Source organism: Limobrevibacterium gyesilva (genome assembly GCF_025989185.1).
GTDB lineage: Bacteria > Pseudomonadota > Alphaproteobacteria > Acetobacterales > Acetobacteraceae > Limobrevibacterium > Limobrevibacterium gyesilva.
The window spans coordinates 785595-802283 of record NZ_JAPDNT010000001.1; the positions used below are offsets into that span (position 1 = coordinate 785595).

The 16689-nt window shown below is 68.1% G+C and carries 17 protein-coding genes and 1 pseudogene; 8 read left to right on the forward strand and 10 right to left on the reverse strand.

Annotation, left to right across the window (positions count from 1 at the left end):
- The gene (gene pdxA, locus OL599_RS03810; RefSeq protein ID WP_264712269.1) at window positions 1–1002 is read left to right on the forward strand and encodes a 4-hydroxythreonine-4-phosphate dehydrogenase PdxA; all 1002 of its coding nucleotides are present in this window, start codon (window positions 1–3) and stop codon (window positions 1000–1002) included.
- Window positions 999–1715: a pyridoxine 5'-phosphate synthase gene (locus OL599_RS03815; RefSeq protein ID WP_264712270.1), complete on the forward strand. Its 717-nt coding sequence runs from the start codon at window positions 999–1001 to the stop codon at window positions 1713–1715. Before pdxA ends, OL599_RS03815 begins: the two co-directional genes overlap by 4 nt.
- A 709-nt stretch (window positions 1716–2424) precedes the next feature.
- Here the strand turns inward: OL599_RS03815 and OL599_RS03825 are convergent.
- The 9 genes and pseudogenes from OL599_RS03825 to fsa all read right to left on the reverse strand — a co-directional run bounded on the left by OL599_RS03825 (window position 2425) and on the right by fsa (window position 8016).
- Window positions 2425–2763, reverse strand: coding sequence for a nuclear transport factor 2 family protein (locus tag OL599_RS03825; protein ID WP_264712271.1), 339 nt, complete (start codon window positions 2761–2763; stop codon window positions 2425–2427).
- A gap of 412 nt (window positions 2764–3175) precedes the next feature.
- Complete coding sequence (locus OL599_RS03830) at window positions 3176–3604, reverse strand: hypothetical protein (protein ID WP_264712272.1); 429 nt, start codon at window positions 3602–3604, stop codon at window positions 3176–3178.
- 175 nt (window positions 3605–3779) lie between these two features.
- Complete coding sequence (locus OL599_RS03835; RefSeq protein ID WP_264712273.1) at window positions 3780–3932, reverse strand: DUF3309 domain-containing protein; 153 nt, start codon at window positions 3930–3932, stop codon at window positions 3780–3782.
- A 12-nt stretch (window positions 3933–3944) separates the two neighbouring features.
- Window positions 3945–4487: a CsbD family protein gene (locus OL599_RS25990; RefSeq protein WP_347403180.1), complete on the reverse strand. Its 543-nt coding sequence runs from the start codon at window positions 4485–4487 to the stop codon at window positions 3945–3947.
- 180 nt (window positions 4488–4667) lie between these two features.
- A pseudogene (locus OL599_RS03845) lies at window positions 4668–4823 on the reverse strand (tyrosine-type recombinase/integrase); the annotation flags it as partial.
- Window positions 4824–4834: 11 nt separating this feature from the next.
- Complete coding sequence (locus tag OL599_RS03850) at window positions 4835–5605, reverse strand: aldolase (RefSeq protein WP_264712274.1); 771 nt, start codon at window positions 5603–5605, stop codon at window positions 4835–4837.
- Window positions 5606–5807: 202 nt separating this feature from the next.
- Window positions 5808–6719, reverse strand: a complete 912-nt coding sequence (locus OL599_RS03855; protein WP_264712336.1) for a tyrosine recombinase XerC — start codon at window positions 6717–6719, stop codon at window positions 5808–5810.
- Entirely contained in the window at window positions 6719–7363 is a 645-nt protein-coding gene (locus OL599_RS03860; RefSeq protein ID WP_264712275.1) for a DUF484 family protein, read from the reverse strand. Before OL599_RS03860 ends, OL599_RS03855 begins: the two co-directional genes overlap by 1 nt.
- Window positions 7360–8016 carry a fructose-6-phosphate aldolase gene (fsa, locus tag OL599_RS03865; RefSeq protein WP_264712276.1) on the reverse strand — a complete coding sequence of 219 codons (657 nt, stop codon included), beginning with the start codon at window positions 8014–8016 and terminating at the stop codon, window positions 7360–7362. The genes OL599_RS03860 and fsa overlap by 4 nt, the downstream gene beginning before the upstream one ends.
- 64 nt (window positions 8017–8080) lie before the next feature.
- On the opposite strand from fsa, the gene OL599_RS03870 reads away from it, so the two are divergent.
- The gene (locus OL599_RS03870) at window positions 8081–10303 is read left to right on the forward strand and encodes a primosomal protein N' (RefSeq protein WP_408886907.1); all 2223 of its coding nucleotides are present in this window, start codon (window positions 8081–8083) and stop codon (window positions 10301–10303) included.
- Here the strand turns inward: OL599_RS03870 and OL599_RS03875 are convergent, their stop codons facing one another.
- The gene (locus OL599_RS03875; RefSeq protein WP_408886908.1) at window positions 10304–11281 is read right to left on the reverse strand and encodes a ferritin-like domain-containing protein; all 978 of its coding nucleotides are present in this window, start codon (window positions 11279–11281) and stop codon (window positions 10304–10306) included.
- 411 nt (window positions 11282–11692) lie between these two features.
- Between OL599_RS03875 and atpH the strand changes: the two genes are divergently transcribed.
- The 5 genes from atpH to atpC are packed head-to-tail and all read left to right on the forward strand — an operon-like array spanning window position 11693 to window position 16591.
- Window positions 11693–12241, forward strand: a complete 549-nt coding sequence (gene atpH, locus OL599_RS03880) for an ATP synthase F1 subunit delta (RefSeq protein WP_347403185.1) — start codon at window positions 11693–11695, stop codon at window positions 12239–12241.
- 1 nt (window position 12242) lies between these two features.
- Window positions 12243–13772 carry a F0F1 ATP synthase subunit alpha gene (atpA, locus tag OL599_RS03885; RefSeq protein ID WP_264712278.1) on the forward strand — a complete coding sequence of 510 codons (1530 nt, stop codon included), beginning with the start codon at window positions 12243–12245 and terminating at the stop codon, window positions 13770–13772.
- Between the two features lie 38 nt (window positions 13773–13810).
- Window positions 13811–14695 carry a F0F1 ATP synthase subunit gamma gene (locus OL599_RS03890; protein ID WP_264712279.1) on the forward strand — a complete coding sequence of 295 codons (885 nt, stop codon included), beginning with the start codon at window positions 13811–13813 and terminating at the stop codon, window positions 14693–14695.
- Between the two features lie 32 nt (window positions 14696–14727).
- Window positions 14728–16161 carry a F0F1 ATP synthase subunit beta gene (atpD, locus tag OL599_RS03895; RefSeq protein ID WP_264712280.1) on the forward strand — a complete coding sequence of 478 codons (1434 nt, stop codon included), beginning with the start codon at window positions 14728–14730 and terminating at the stop codon, window positions 16159–16161.
- A 22-nt stretch (window positions 16162–16183) separates the two neighbouring features.
- Window positions 16184–16591 (forward strand): ATP synthase F1 subunit epsilon, encoded by a 408-nt coding sequence (gene atpC / locus OL599_RS03900; RefSeq protein ID WP_264712281.1) that lies wholly within the window; start codon window positions 16184–16186, stop codon window positions 16589–16591.
- Window positions 16592–16689: the final 98 nt, after the last annotated feature.

Here is a 16689-nt window from a genome sequence, read left to right on the forward strand (position 1 = left end):
GTGGACACGCCGCGCCCGCTGGCGTTGACGATGGGCGACCCCGCCGGCATCGGCGGAGAGCTTTCCGTCCGCGCCTGGCTGGCGCGGCGCACCGGCCGGCCGTTCGTGGCGCTGGACGATCCCGATAGGCTCGCCGGCATCGCCCGTGATCTCGGCCTTGACGTGCCCGTGCGCGTGGTCAATGCCGCTTCGGCCGCCGGCGCCGTGTTCCGCGACGCCCTGCCGGTGCTTCCGGTGCGGCTCGCCGCCCCCGCCCGGCCCGGCCACGCCGACCCCGCCAACGCCGCCGCGGTGATCGCCTCGATCGAGCAGGCGACGAAGCTGACCCTGGCCGGCGAGACCGCCGCGGTGGTGACCAACCCGATCCACAAATCCACGCTGTATGGCGCCGGCTTTGCCTATCCCGGCCATACCGAGTTCCTGGCGGCGCTGACCCACACGCCCCTGCCGGTGATGATGCTGGCCAGCCCTGGGCTGCGCGTGGTGCCGATCACCGTGCACGCCTCGCTGCGGCGGATGCTGGAGATGATCACGGTCGAGCGCATCATCGCCGTCACCCGCGTAACTGCGGCGGCGCTGCGCGAATATTGGGGCATCGCCGCCCCGCGCATCGCCATCGCCGGGCTCAACCCGCATGCCGGCGAGGACGGCACCATGGGCGAGGAGGAGATCACCGTCATCGCCCCGGCCATCGAGCGGCTGCGCGCCGAGGGCCTGGACGTTACCGGCCCGCTCGCTGCGGACAGCATGTTCACGCCGGACGCGCGCGCCCGCTACGATGTCGCCATGGGCATGTACCACGACCAGGCGCTGATCCCGCTGAAGACGCTGGACATGCACCATGGCGTGAATGTCACGCTGGGCCTGCCGATCATCCGCACGTCGCCCGACCACGGCACCGCCTTCGCCATCGCCGGCCAGGGCGTGGCGGATCCGTCCAGCCTGATCGCCTCGATCGACCTCGCCTCGGAGCTCGCCGCCCGCAAGGAGACCACCGCATGATCCCGCAGCGTTTGGGCATCAACGTCGACCACGTCGCCACCCTGCGCAACGCCCGCGGCGGCGCCTATCCCGATCCGCTGCTGGCCGCCCAGGCCGCCATCGCCGCCGGTGCGGACGGCATCACCATCCATCTGCGCGAGGACCGCCGCCACATCCGCGACGCCGACGTGCATGCGATCCGCGCCGCCATCACCAAGCCGCTGAACTTCGAAATGGCAGCGACCGACGAGATGGTGCGCATCGCGCTGGAAACCCGTCCGCATGCCTGCTGCATCGTCCCGGAAAAGCGCACCGAGGTGACCACCGAAGGCGGCCTGGACGTGCGTGGCCAGCAGGCCGCCCTGCGCCCTGCCGTGGCCGCGCTGTCCGCCGCCGGCATCCGCGTGTCGATGTTCGTCGATCCCGACCCCGCCCAGCTCGAAGCCAGCGCTGCCGTCGGCGCCGCGGTGGTGGAACTGCACACCGGCGCCTACGCCCACGGCGCCGCCGGCGAACTGGAACGCCTGCAGGCCGCCGCGCGGCTGACCGCGTCGCTGGGCCTGGAATGCCACGCCGGCCACGGCCTGACCTACGACAATGTCGGCCCCGTCGCCGCCATCCCCGACGTGGTGGAACTGAACATCGGCCACTTCATCATCGGCCAGGCCGTGTTCGACGGGCTGGACGCGGTGGTGAAGCACATGAAGGCCCTGATGCAGAAGGCACGGGCGTAAGCAACGGTCAGAGGTCCTGTCCAACCCTCACGAGACGTTGCACGGGACTATCTGTTTCGTCATGGTATCGTTGCACAGAAGAGGCAGCGATGATGATCCTGCAATACGAGGCGTTGGCACTCTCGGTCATCGGCATTGTGGTTGTGGCATCACTCTTCAGGGTACCGCGCAGTGAGCGAACGTCGCTACCACGTAAGGCTCTGGTGTTGAGTGCATCCGCTCTGTTCCTCTGTGGAAGGTTCGCGGACCGAATGCCAAGCATAGCAGATCAGATTATGCTCTTCGGTGTAGCTGCTGTTGCGATTGGCGTGGCACGGCAAGCATGGATTACCGGTCGTACGTCCGAGCAAGTCGAAACGAAGCCAATGTCCGTACTCCCCCAATAGCCTGACCAACAGCCCGCATCGGCGGTGCATTGTTCGTGATTTCGTTATCGCTGACCGGACTACCCTCGATCAGGCAGCGACAGCCCTGGAGTGTCTGGTTACCCGAAGCGGCCATCAGACAAAGCCGCTGACGTTACCCTCGCGGATGTGTCTTCCGCCAAACCACCATCAACTGCTCCGTCTCCATCGACGTGGAGCGTTGCGTGGTGGAAAGGCCCGTATGCCCCAGCAGGTTCCTGGATCGAGCGCAGATCCGCATCCTCCGCCAGCAGATGTGTCGCGAAGGCGTGCCGCCGCGGCGCTTATACCGCAGGCGCTTCGTCCTATGCACTCGCCATCGTCTGGCCTGCGGCCCGCTGCCACCGCGCGTCCGGGCTGCCGAACACCCAGAGAGACCGATAAGGTCTGGCGACAGTCTGTTCGGCAGCGACGAATGTGTCGTGCACGATCATCGCGGCGACAGCGAAACCGGTAAACCGCCGGACCGGTCGTTCCGTGACTTCCTGACTGCTGAACACCACCTTTCCCAAGGCGCAATAATTAACAATATAGGAGGCCTTATCGAGGATGGTGCCGCTGGCGTTCACGGAGACGAAATTCAGATCGATCAACGCCGGCCGGGCCGCTTCTCGATCAGGCTGCGGAAATGCGGCGAGGCGCATCGACTGATGGCACTGCCCGCGCCTCCCGCATGGCGGGTCGGCATCGGAGAGAAGAGGCCGCCACTTGTCGCAGGACGTCTGATCCTCATGTGATGGCTTATGAGAAAACTTCCTCCAGGCGCGTCTTATGCTCTTCCGATGATGATGGTCCGGCTGACGGTTGCGTCGTGGGAGACGATCCTGCGCCGAAGTGTGATGATGGCCCAGGGCACATGCAGTCCGGCCGAGTATCGGCGCATGGCATCCGAGAAGGCGGCGGCCGTCCAGGCAGCGATGGCGGCGCTCGCGAAAGGGCGGGGCCAGGCGGCTGCGTTGGCGCCGTTTGTCAGTCGCACGCGGGCAAACGTGAGGCGGCTCCGCCGAAAGGCATAGACAACGGCAAGCCGCGAGGCGATCTCGCGGAATTGCTGGCTCAGCCCGACAATGCGCGATCGATGAGCTGGATCGCCTGGGCGCGGTCGCCGCCGCCCAGTGCGCGAAGCGCATCAGCGATCCGGGAGACCAACGGACTGTCGCTCGGCACGTTTGCCTGGTCCGGCGGAACCGAGCGATCGAGCGCCCGCGTCTGCGCCATTTCCAGCGATTGCTGCGCCTGCCCGGTATGGCCGGCGACAAGCGAGGCACGTGCGGCTCTCAGGTAATCATCCGGCGTCGCGTCTTGGCCGATTGCCGGTGGCGGCAGGGTGGGCGCGATGTCGGATCGTGCAGCGGTGGGCCCGATGTTGCTTGCCTTGTCAGACCGCGGCAGCGAGTCGCCGATGCCGGCCTCGTGACCTGGGCGCGCCCCAGTGGCGGGGTCCAGGCGGGTTGGCGCCTGGGCCAGGGCCGGCAACGCGGACATGCCGAGCAGCGCAGCGGTCGCCAGATTTGCATAACGCATGGGGATGAGTCCTTCGAACCAGATGAGACGCGAAGATCGTGGCAGCGCGCCGGCTTTTCCGCCGGCCCGCTGCCAACCCGCGTCAGCGGCGGCATGGGAAGCTGCAGCCAGTTGAAAGTTGCGTGATTGGCTGGTCTCAGATCCGCCCAGCGAGCATCAGCACCAGCACGACGACCAGCACCATGCCGAGACCGCCGCTGGGGAAATAGCCCCAGTTGGCGCTATGCGACCAGGTCGGCAGCGTGCCGATGAGAAGCAGAACGATCAGGACGAGAAGAAGGGCGGGCATTTTCCAAACTCCCTAGTCTTTCAGCGCGTCCTTCACGGTATCCTTCATGCTTCCGGCGGTGTTCTGCAGCTTGCCCTCGACGGTCTCGACCTTGCCGTCGACCTGCAGCTTGGTATCGCCGATGGCCTTGCCGACGGCTTCCTTCACGGCGCCGAGCACTTGCTTGCCGGCGCCGATGATCCTGTCTTTGTCCATGTTACCTGGTACTTTCCTTGTTTGTCGGTTGCGGACCCGCTGGCTGCGGGCGGAGGAACGTCGCGGCGACCTGGGCAGGTTTCTTCGCTGCCTTCGGCTTCTTGGCTTCGCGGCTTCTTCGAGTCCGGACTTTGGCCATGGCTGTTCTCCCGATTGTTCAAGGTGATTGTCCGACAGCGCGTTATCGCCGATGCCGTAACCACGGCCGTCCGGAACGAACCCGAGGCCGGTCGAGACCGGGCCGTCGCAGATCCGTGAGATATTTTGTCGGTGTTCTTTGGTTCGGCCGAAGAGGCTCGGGGCGAATTGCGACGCGCGGCGGCGGGCTCCATGGCCAGAAACCGCAATCAATCGTCGCATGGCATGAGACTTGGTCAGCGCACGCTGTCAGCGCCAATTGGAGCGATCTTGCCTTGGCTATCGCCTGCCAATCTTATCGATATCGCGACGTGCCAGGCTGAATACAAGGGGGAGAGATCCTGGCATCGCCATCCGTGATATTCGTCAAACTCGACAATTTCGCAGATGATGCCGGCGAGTTTATCTTGGAGCAGAAATCTCGATTCCTGTACCGCCGGCCGACTCGCTTTCGATGTAGCGCCGCGTGGTGGAAAGGCCGGCGTGCCCCAGCAGATCCTGGATCGAGCGCAGATCGGCACCCGCTGCCAGCAGATGCGTCGCGAAGGAATGCTGCAGCGGCGGCCAATCTAATCCGCGTAGTCGGGCTCACGCCGATCAAGCAGGCGCTTCAATGCCGCGAAATGATAGTCGTGGGCATTTCGTCCGTCGGGCAGCAAAAGGTGGCCGAACTGGCGCCGGGTTTTCTCCGTCACCTCGCGCGATACGCGACGCATTGGCTTGCCGGTGGACATCGCCAGAATTTGGGTCTGGCACGCGCGCTCGAGGAAATAGAGGCTGTTGAAGGCGTCGGCCACCGACTTGCCGCAGACAATCACACCGTGGTTTGCCAACATGAGCACCGGCTTGTTGCCCATGATTTCGGCCATCCGCTCGCCTTCGACCATGTCGAGCGCCAGGCCATCGTACGCATAGTCGTAGGCAACCCCGCCATGAAAACCGAGAGCGGTCTGGCCGATCATCTCCAGCGTCATATCTTCAAGCTGGGTCAGCGCCGTGGCGAAGGGCATGTGCGTGTGCAAGACGCAGGCGAAGCCGCGCTTGTGGATCGGCCCGTGGATGCAGACCGCAGTGCGGTCGGGGAATCCAGATCCGGCAATCACGTTGCCGTCGAAATCGACCTCCAACAGATCGCTGGCACGTACCTCCGACCAGTGCAGGCCGTACGGGTTCAGCAAAAAGCTGTCGGGGTTGCCCGGCGTCGCCAGGGTGAAATGGTTGTCGATTCCCTCGTGAAAGCCGTTGGCTACCGCGAGCCGCAATGCTGCCGCCAGATCGACGCGCGCCTGGCGCTCGGCGTCGCTGCGGGTTCCGGTGAGCTTGTCCAGCGCTTCAGGCATCGGGTGCTCTTTCTTCTATTGGATTCAGTGTCTTGGGTATCTGTCACGCGAATACGGCGTACCGCCCTCGTGGGCAATGTTGGCGCGCTTGCCGCGAGCGGGCAACCGTAGCGGCGCCTGTTCGGCACAGAAGGCTTGATTTTCGCGACGCGGACTGTCGGCTTGCCGTGCCTGAAGCGGCCGTCGGACAATGCCGCCGGCCTTACCCTCGCGGATGCGTCTTCCGCCAAACCTCCATCAACCGCTCCGTCTCCACCGAGGTGTAGCGCTGCGTGGTGGAAAGGCTGGCATGCCCCAGCAGGTCCTGGATCGAGCGCAGGTCCGCCCCCGCCGCCAGCAGATGCGTCGCGAAGGAATGCCGCAGCGCGTGCGGGGTCGCGTGTTCCGGCAGCCCGTTCAGGCGGCGGAAATTCCGCAGCGTGCGCTGGGCCACGCCGGGGTTGAGGCGTTCCCCCCTGGCGCCCAGGAACAGCGGCGCGCCGGGCTGGCGGTCCGGGTGGTGGCGCAGCCAGGCGGCGATGGCGCTGCGCACCGCGGGCAGCACCGGCACGATGCGTTCCTTGGCGCCCTTGCCGATCACGCGCAGCATCGCGTCGGATCCCGGCAGCGGCGCATCCGCCACGTTCAGCGCCAGCGCTTCGGCAATGCGCAGCCCGCTGCCGTAGAGCAGGCTGAACAACGCCGTGTCGCGCGCCTGGATCGCGGCATCGTCCGAGACCTCCCCGATGTCCTGGGCCACCGCCTTCGCCTGCGTCACGGACAACGCTTTCGCCAGCGGCTTCCTGGCCCGCGGCGTCGCCAGCAGGGCGACCTGCGCGTTGCTCACGCCATGGTGGCGCGCGAGCCAGCGGAAGAAGCTGCGCACCGCCGACAGATGCCGCGCCCGCGTGGCATTGCCTTTGCCGTCGCCGGCTTCGTCCGCGAGCCATGCGCGCAGGTCGGCGGCGGTCAGCGCGGCCAGCGCCGCAAGATCGGGCTCCGCACCCAGATGCCGCGTCTGGAACCCCAGGAAGGCGCCGATATCGCGCCCATAGGCCTCCACCGTCAGCGGCGAGGCGCGGCGTTCATGCGAGAGCCAGGCGAGGAACTCCTGCCGCGCCGCCTCCGCCAGCATCACCGGCCCAATGCGACGGCCACGGCGCGACCCAGGAAGGCCAGCGCGCCGGTGCCCTGGGACGGTTCGAGCGCATGCCGGTCCCGCGCCACCAGCGCCAGCAGCGCCGGCGGCCCCTCGCCGGGGATGCGCACCAGCGCGTCATACCGGGCCAACCGTGCCGCCTCACCATGCAGCAGCGGCGCATCGGCGGCGCCGGCGCGGAACACCACCGCGCGCGGCCCCAGCAGCGACGCCACCGCGCCGGGCGGCAACAGGCGCGCGCCCGGCAGGTCCGCCTCGATGCACAGCGATGCCGCGTCGATCGCCAGCAGCGCCGGCAGTTCGCAGGAAACGCATTCGGCGGCATTGGCGGCGCCGATCATCGCCAGCACCGCCTCCTGCACCCGCGCCGCCAGGCCGGCGGCGGCGCGGCCGGCCGCCAGCACGCCGTCGGCCCGCTCGGCCATCGCCGTCGCATGCGCGCGCTCGGCCCGCAGCATCGCCGCCATGTGGTCGGCCAGCGTATCGCCATGCACGCGCAGCGGCGGCGCCAGGATGCGATACAGCTCCGGGTGCTCGGCCAGGAAACGCGGATGCGCCCGCAGGAACGCCACGACATCCTCGGCCGAGACTCCGGAGGATGAAAGCGGCGCCCCGGTCATGCGATCGTCTGGCCGGTCTTGGCCCAGTCGGCGAGGAAGGCCGCGAGCCCCTTGTCGGTCAGCGGGTGCTGATAGAGCTGGCGCAGCACCGCGGGCGGCAGGGTGGCGACATGCGCGCCCAGCTTGGCGGCCTCGATCACATGGATGGGATTGCGCACGCTGGCCACCAGCACCTCGGTCTTCAGCGCCGGGTAGTTGCGGTAGATCTGCACGATGTCGGCGATCAGCCCCATGCCGTCCTGGCCGATATCGTCCAGCCGGCCGACGAACGGACTGATGAAGCTCGCCCCCGCCTTCGCCGCCAGCAGCGCCTGGGCGGCCGAGAAGCACAGCGTCACGTTCACGACCGCCCCGTCCGACGACAGCGCCTTGCACGCGTGCAATCCGTCCGGCGTCAGCGGCACCTTCACCGCCACGTTGGGGGCGATGGCGCGCAGCACCTTGGCCTCGCGCATGATGCCGTCATAGTCGGTGGCCGCCACCTCGGCGCTCACCGGGCCGTCCACCATGGCGCAGATCTCGGCCACCACGTCCAGGATCTTGCGTCCGGACTTGGCGATCAGCGACGGGTTGGTGGTCACCCCGTCCAGCAGGCCGGACGCGGCCAGCGACTTGATCTCGGCGGTGTCGGCGGTATCAACGAAGAACTTCATCACATGCTTCCGGAAATAACTGGGGGCCTGTCGCCCGGACGGGACTTCGGGCAGACCATACAGGATGGCCGGGCCGAACCGAAAGCACAGGGAACAATCCGATCTGCCGATGGCGCCCCAAGGCGGCCGCCGCGTGCCCGTGTTGCTGCCTTATCCGTTCCCCGGTCCCTTCGACTATCGCGTGCCCCGCGACCTCGACCCGCGGCCCGGCGACGTCGTGCTGGTGCCGCTGAACCGGCGCGAGGAGGTCGGCGTGGTGTGGGACGGCCCGCCCGACCACGCCGTGGGCGACAACCGCCTGAAGCCTATCGCCGCCATCCTCGACGCACCCCCCATGCGCGAGGACATCCGCCGCCTGGTGGACTGGGTGGCGAACTACACCCTCGCCCCTCCGGGTGACGTCCTGAACATGGCGTTGCGCATCAACGCGCTTCGCCCCGACGCCCCGCCCGTCGGCTGGTGCCTGGCCGACCCGCTGCCGGAAAACCGTCTGACCGAACCCCGCAAACGTGTCCTCGCCGCCCTGGCCGAACGCCAGCCGCGCGGCAGCCCCGAGCTGATGCAGGCCGCCGGGGTTTCCGCCGCCGTCATCCGCGCCATGGCCGATGCCGGCCTGCTGCTGCCCGCCCCCCTGCCGGTCGAGCCACCCTTCGCCCGGCCCGATCCCGACCACCCCGGCCCCGTCCTGTCGCCCGATCAGCAGGCCGCCGCCGCCGCCCTGCGCGAGGCCGCCGCCGCCCGCGAATTCTCGGTCACGCTGCTCGACGGCGTCACCGGCTCCGGCAAGACCGAGGTGTATCTGGAAGCAGTGGCCGAATGCCTGCGCCAGGGACGGCAGGCGCTGGTGCTGCTGCCGGAGATCGCGCTGTCCTCGCAATGGCTGTCCCGCTTCCAGCGCCGCTTCGGCGTCGCGCCGGCGATCTGGCACTCCGATCTGACCTCGCGCGTGCGCCGCACCACCTGGCGCGCCGTCGCCGCCGGGCAGGCACCGGTCGTCGTCGGCGCCCGCTCCGCGCTGTTCCTGCCGTTCCCCGACCTGGGCCTGGTGGTGATCGACGAGGAGCACGAGACCGCGTTCAAGCAGGAGGACGGCGTCGTCTACCACGCCCGCGACATGGCCATCGTGCGCGCCCGCCTGTGCGAGGCCCCGGCCGTGCTGGTCTCCGCCACCCCCAGCCTGGAGACGGTCGCCAATGTCGAAGCCGGCCGCTACCGCCGACTGCATTTGCCCGACCGCCACGGCGGCGCCAGCCTGCCCGAGATCGCGCTGATCGACCTGCGCGACACGCCCCCGGAGCGCGGCCATTTCCTCGCCCCGCCTTTGGTCGAGCAGATCAACGCCACCCTGGCGCGCGGCGAGCAGGCCATGCTGTTCCTCAACCGCCGCGGCTACGCCCCGCTGACCCTGTGCCGCACCTGCGGCCACCGCATGCAGTGCCCGAACTGCACCGCCTGGCTGGTGGAGCACCGCGCCCGCCGCCAGCTGCAGTGCCACCATTGCGGCCACAGCATTCCCATCCCCGTCGCCTGCCCGGCCTGCGGCGCCGAGCACAGCCTCACCCCGGTCGGCCCCGGCGTGGAGCGCATCACCGAAGAGGCGCAGGCCACCTTTCCCCAGGCCCGCCTGCTGGTCATGGCCAGCGACACCCTGCCCGGGCCCAACGCCGCCGCCGAGGCCGCCCGCGCCATCGAGGATCGCGAGGTGGACCTCATCATCGGCACCCAGATCGTCGCCAAGGGCTGGCACTTCCCGCATCTCACCCTGGTCGGCGTGGTCGATGCCGACCTGGGCCTCGCCGGCGGCGACCTGCGGGCGGCCGAGCGCACCGTACAACTGCTGCACCAGGTCTCCGGCCGCGCCGGCCGCGCCGAGGCGCCGGGCCGCGTGCTGCTGCAGACCTTCAGCCCCGAACACCCGGTGATGCAGGCCCTGCTGCACGGCGACCTGGAGACCTTCATGGCGCGCGAGGCGGCCCAGCGCCGCCCCGGCAACTGGCCACCCTATGGCCGCCTCGCCGCCCTGATCGTCTCCGCCGACAGCGCCGACGCCGCCGACATCGCCGCCCGCGACCTCGGCCGCGCCGCCCCGCATGGCGACGGCATCACCGTTCTCGGCCCGGCCCCGGCCCCGCTGGCCATCCTGCGCGGCCGCCATCGCCGCCGCCTGTTGCTGAAGACCCGCCGCGACATCGCCGTGCAGCCCCTGTTGCGCGCCTGGCTGGCGGCGGTGCCCACGCGCAGCACGGTGCGCGTGGACGTGGACGTCGATCCGGTGAGCTTCCTTTGATCAGCCGCGCGCGCGTCGGCGCATGAAAGTCAGGGCGAAGCGCACCAGGGCCGGCATCGTGGTTGGCCGGCGCAGCCGGCGGTCGTAACCCGCGAACCGGCGGTCGTTCTCGGCCAGGCAGATGCGCATCAGCTCGGGGACGCTGATGTCGGCGTCGCTGACCGCCTTGCTGCCGGTGACGGTGAAATTGTTGTCCTGCGCGCTGCCCTTCTTGCCGCCCTCGTCCATGCCGCGCGCGAGGCCGATCCGTTCCCAGCCCAGGAACACCCAGACGGCGGCGACGCGCAGCTCGAACCACGGCCGCTTCCACCAGGCCATCCTGCGCCGGTGCCACGCCAGCCAGTTGGCGAACAGCAGGATGTGGCGGCATTCCTCCTGGATCACGGGCTCGAACGTGTCGACGAGCTCGGGCGGGAAGAAGGCGGAGCGCTTGGCCAGCTCGAACAGGCCGAAGGCGAAGAAACTGTCCACGCATTCGCTGAAGCCGGTGACCAGATACGCCCATTCGCTGTCGCGCGGCGTGACATACGCGGGCTCGGGCTCGAGCGTGATGCCGTAGGCCTGCACGAGGTTGGACAGGACCACCTTGTGCCGTCCCTCCTCCCACCCGTTCAGCTCGATCGCGTCACGCCAGTCCGGATCGGCGAGGCTGCGTGCGTAGGAGAGCATCCGCAGGCGCGCCTTGCCTTCCGTCTGCACCGCAATGTCCCAGATCGGCAGGTTCACGAGCCGGTCGCGCGCTTCGGGCGACAGCTTCGGCCAATCGATGATCGACGGCTTGTACGGATTGAAGGTCTCACGGAACATGCGGCAGGCGGTCCGCCGGTGCAGGTCGCTGCCGAGCGGCACCGGCCCACTCACGTCGTCCGCGGTCCAGGTGCGCGAGGCGCGGTCGGCCGCGGCGACAGCGGCGGCGCTCACGCTGTCCGGCGTGGCCAGCTGCAATCCGCAGGGGGGTGGTGTCAGCGCGTCCATCATCGGGCGCACCGGGCGGCGGGGCTGCCGGCTGTGAACGCAGAGCGGGGGGCGTGTTCGGGCAACAATCGGAACTCCGTAACAGAATAAGCAGCATAGCACGGTTGGCCGCCCGGCCCGGGAAGCCTGCTGGCATGGCCGTCTACCGGGCGCCCCTTCCGCGCCGGGGAACGGCGTTGCGGCGCGCGTACCGGGGGCACGACCGGGTTTCGGGGCAGGGGCCCCCGCCTTTCCCGTCCTTTCCCCGCACGAACCCATCGCGAACCACGTTCGTTCCGCGGCAACGTGTTGCGTGCCACAGGGTCGCATGCTAGACGCGCCGCGCCGGCTGTGGGGCTGGCGAGGGTCATTGGCTGTGCGTATTGCACGGCCCTGGAAAATGGAACCGCACCGTTGGCGTCTGACGGCAGCACAATCTCCTTGGGTGGCGGTCTGGCCGGGCGGTATGCCGCGGCGCTGTACGCGCATGCGGACGAGGCGCACGCGCTGGACCAGGTTGTCGAGCAGATGGATACGCTCGGCCGCATGATCGACGAGAGCCCGTTCCTGAGCCGGCTGCTGGAAAGCCCGCTGATTGACGTGAGCACCGCGCAGAAGGCGATCCGGTCGGTCCTGACCGAGCATGGCTTCAACAAGATCGTGCAGGATTTCGTCGGCGTGGTGGTGTCCAACCGCCGCATGCGGGCGCTGCGCACGATTGTCGGCACTTTTTCCGCCCTGGTCGCCGAGAAGCGTGGCGTGGTCGTGGTGCATGTCGAGAGCGCCTACCCCCTGTCCGGCGTGCAGGAGCAGCAGTTGCGCGCCCGCCTGATCGAGGCGGGGTATGGCAACGTGAATATCGTGAAGCGGGTCGATCCGGCCCTTCTGGGTGGACTGGTCGTGAAGATCGGCGCCCGTTTGTATGACACCAGCCTTAAGTCCCGGCTGCAGCGACTGCAGTACGCCATGAAGGGAGCTGCCTGATATGGAGATCCGCCCCGCCGAGATCTCGGAGATTCTGAAGAAGCAGATCGCTTCTTTCGATACCGAGGCCAACGTTGCCGAGACCGGCCAGGTGCTGAGCGTGGGTGACGGCATCGCCCGCATCTTCGGCCTGCAGAACGTGATGGCCGGCGAGCTCGTCGAGTTCCCCTCCGCCGGGCTGAAGGGCATGGCGCTGAACCTCGAGACCGACAATGTCGGTGTCGTGATCTTCGGCGACGACCGCCAGATCCGTGAGGGCGACACCGTCAGCCGCACCGGCACCATCGTGGACGTGCCGGTGGGCCGCGGCCTGCTGGGCCGCGTGGTCGATGGCCTGGGCAACCCGATCGACGGCAAGGGCCCGATCGTCGCCGGCCGCGCCCGTGTGGAAGTGAAGGCGCCGGGCATCATTCCCCGCAAGTCCGTGCATGAGCCGATGCAGACCGGCATCAAGGCGATCGACGCCCTGATCCCGATCGGCCGCGGTCAGCGCGAGCTGATCATCGGCGACCGCCAGACCGGCAAGACCGCGGTGATCATCGACACGATCATCAACCAGAAGGGCATCAACGCCAGCGGCGACGAGAGCAAGAAGCTCTATTGCATCTACGTCGCGATCGGCCAGAAGCGCTCGACGGTGGCGCAGCTGGTGCGCACGCTGGAAGAGAACGGCGCGATGGAATACTCCATCGTGGTCGCCGCCACCGCGTCCGACCCGGCGCCGATGCAGTTCCTGGCCCCGTATACCGGCTGCACCATGGGCGAGTTCTTCCGCGACAGCGGCGCCCACGCGGTGATCTTCTACGACGACCTGTCCAAGCAGGCCGTCGCCTATCGCCAGATGTCGCTGCTGCTGCGCCGCCCGCCGGGCCGCGAGGCGTATCCGGGCGACGTGTTCTACCTGCATTCGCGCCTGCTGGAGCGTGCGGCGAAGATGTCCGACGCCAAGGGCGCGGGCAGCCTGACGGCGCTTCCGGTGATCGAGACGCAGGCCGGCGACGTGTCGGCCTATATTCCCACCAACGTCATCTCGATCACCGACGGCCAGATCTTCCTGGAGACGGAGCTGTTCTTCAAGGGCATCCGTCCGGCGGTGAACGTCGGCATCTCGGTGTCGCGCGTGGGCTCGGCCGCACAGGTCAAGGCGATGAAGCAGGTGGCCGGGCGCATCAAGCTCGAGCTGGCGCAGTATCGCGAAATGGCGGCGTTCGCGCAGTTCGCCTCGGATCTCGACGCTTCCACCCAGCAGCTGTTGGCCCGTGGCGCGCGCCTGACCGAGCTGCTGAAGCAGCCGCAGTTCCGCCCGGTTCCGGTGGAGGAGCAGGTGGTGGCGATCTTCGCCGGCGTCCGCGGCTATCTGGACAGCATCGATGTCGGCAAGATCGGCCGCTTCGAATCGCAGCTTCTGGTCGACCTGAAGTCGCGCGAGCCGGGCCTTCTGGAGGCCATCCGCAACGACCGCGAGATCAAGCCGGAGACCGAGAAGAAGCTGGTTGCCTTCCTCGACGGCTTCGCCAAGAGCTTCGTCTGATCCTCGAAAGGCACGCCACGGCCTAAGGTGACTTTGTAATGCCCAGCCTGAAGAGTCTGCGCGTCCGCATCAACAGCGTGAAGTCGACGCAGAAGATCACCAGCGCCATGAAGATGGTGGCGGCGTCGAAGCTGCGGCGTGCGCAGACGCAGGCCGAGGCGGCGCGGCCCTATGCCCAGCGCATGGAACGGATGCTCGCCTCCCTCGGCGCCAGCGTGATCGGCAGCCCGACCGCGCCGAAGCTGCTGGTGGGAACGGGGGCCGACAAGGTTCACCTGCTGGTCCCCGTGACCGCGGATCGCGGCCTCGCCGGCGCCTTCAACAGCAATGTCGGCCGCATGACCCGCAGCCTCGCGCGCCAGCTCGAGCTCGAAGGCAAGACCGTCAAGATCCTGCCGGTCGGCCGCAAGGGACGCGACTTCCTCAAGCGCGAGCTGGCCAGCCGGATCGTCAGCGACATCAGCTATGCCGGGCGCAAGAGCATCGGCTTCGCGGATGCGCAGGATGTGGCGCACCGGATCGTGACCATGCTCGATGCCGGCGAATTCGATGTCTGCACCGTGATCTACAACCGCTTCCAGTCGGTGATCTCGCAGGTCCCGACCGAGATGCGGCTGATCCCGGCGCCGCTGCCGGAGGCGAAGCAGGAAGCCGGGTCCGGTGCCAAGGCCATCTACGAGTTCGAGCCGGACGAAGAGACGATGCTGGCCCGGCTGCTGCCGCAGAACCTGGCCATCCAGGTCTATCGCGCGTTGCTGGAGAGTGCGGCCGGCGAGCATGGCGCGCGCATGACCGCGATGGACAACGCGACCCGCAATGCCGGGGACATGATCAAGCGCCTGTCGCAGACGTACAACCGTGCGCGCCAGGCCAACATCACCAGGGAACTCATCGAGATCATCTCCGGCGCCGAAGCCGTTTGATCGTCGACTGACAGAGACACAGGAGTCTAACGATGGCCAGCAACATTGTCGGGCGGGTGACGCAGGTCATGGGCGCCGTCGTCGACGTGCAGTTCGAGGGCGAGCTTCCGTTCATCCAGAACGCGCTGACGACCCGGCTGAACGAGCAGAATCTGGTACTGGAAGTGGCCCAGGAACTGGGCGAGAAGACCGTGCGCTGCATCGCCATGGACGCCACCGACGGCCTGGTGCGCGGCCAGGAAGTGGTGGACACCGGCGCGCCGATCAGCGTTCCCGTCGGTCCGGAGACGCTGGGCCGCATCCTGAACGTGATCGGCGAGCCGATCGACGAGCGCGGCCCGGTCAACACGAAGATGCGCTACCCCATCCACCGCGAGGCCCCGTCCTTCGAGGACCAGGCAACCTCGGCCGAGGTGCTGGTCACGGGCATCAAGGTGGTGGATCTGCTGGCTCCGTACCTGAAGGGCGGCAAGGTCGGCCTGTTCGGCGGCGCCGGCGTGGGCAAGACCGTGCTCATCCAGGAGCTGATCAACAACATCGCCAAGGCGCATGGCGGCGTGTCGGTGTTCGCCGGCGTGGGTGAGCGCACCCGCGAAGGCAACGACCTGTATCACGAGATGATCGACGCCGGCGTCATCAAGCTGGGCGAGAACGGCTCGACCGAAGGCTCCAAGGTGGCGCTGGTCTATGGCCAGATGAACGAGCCGCCGGGTGCGCGTGCCCGCGTGGCGCTGTCCGGCCTGTCGCTTGCGGAATACTTCCGCGACGAGGAAGGCCAGGACGTGCTGTTCTTCGTGGACAACATCTTCCGCTTCACCCAGGCGGGTGCCGAGGTGTCGGCGCTGCTGGGCCGCATCCCGTCTGCCGTGGGCTATCAGCCGACGCTGGCCACCGACATGGGCGCGCTGCAGGAACGCATCACCTCCACCAAGAAGGGCTCGATCACCTCGGTGCAGGCCATCTACGTGCCCGCCGACGACCTGACCGACCCGGCGCCCGCGACCTCGTTCGCCCATCTGGATGCCACCACCGTGCTGTCGCGTCAGATCGCCGAGCTGGGCATCTACCCGGCCGTGGACCCGCTGGACTCGACCTCGCGCTCGCTTGACCCGCGCATCGTCGGCGAGGAGCACTACCTGGTCGCCCGCGAAGTGCAGAGGATCCTGCAGACCTACAAGTCGCTGCAGGACATCATCGCCATTCTGGGCATGGACGAGCTGTCGGAAGAGGACAAGCTGGTGGTGGCCCGCGCCCGCAAGATCCAGCGCTTCCTGTCGCAGCCCTTCCACGTGGCCGAGGTGTTCACCGGCTTCCCGGGCGTGTTCGTGACCATCGCCGACACGGTTCGCAGCTTCAAGGCGATCTGCAGCGGCGAATACGACCATCTGCCGGAAGCGGCGTTCTACATGGTCGGCACGATCGAAGAGGCCGTGAAGAAGGCCGAATCCATGAAGGCCGCGGCCTGAGGCTGCGGAAAGGAGCGCGACGATGCCGGTCGACCTGGAGATCGTGAGCCCGGAGAAGCTGCTGCTGTCGCGGCCGGTGGACATGGTTGTCGTGCCCGCTTCCGAGGGCGAATTGGGGGTGCTGCCCGGGCACTCCCCCATGATCGTGCTGCTGCGTGGCGGCACGATCCGGCTGTATGAAGGCAACCGGGTGACCGACCAGCTGTTCGTGTCCGGCGGCTTCGCCGAAGTCACCCCGGAGCGCGTCACCGTGCTGGCCAACGAGGCGACCCCGGTCGAAGCGGTGTCGCGTGCCGAGGGCCAGCGGCGGCTGGCCGCCGCGGAGGCCGAGTACGCCGCCATCAACAAGCTGGACGTGGCGGCGCTGGACGCGGCCATGGATCGCGTGCAGTCGGCCCGCGCAATGATCGAGGCGGCGCAGGCCGCGTGATCCGCCGGCCTGGGCGGACCACTGAGCCCCGCCCGGGCCGCATCACTTGATCGTGACTGGCCGGCCGATGTCGCGCGGCGTGCCGGAAATCCGCGATA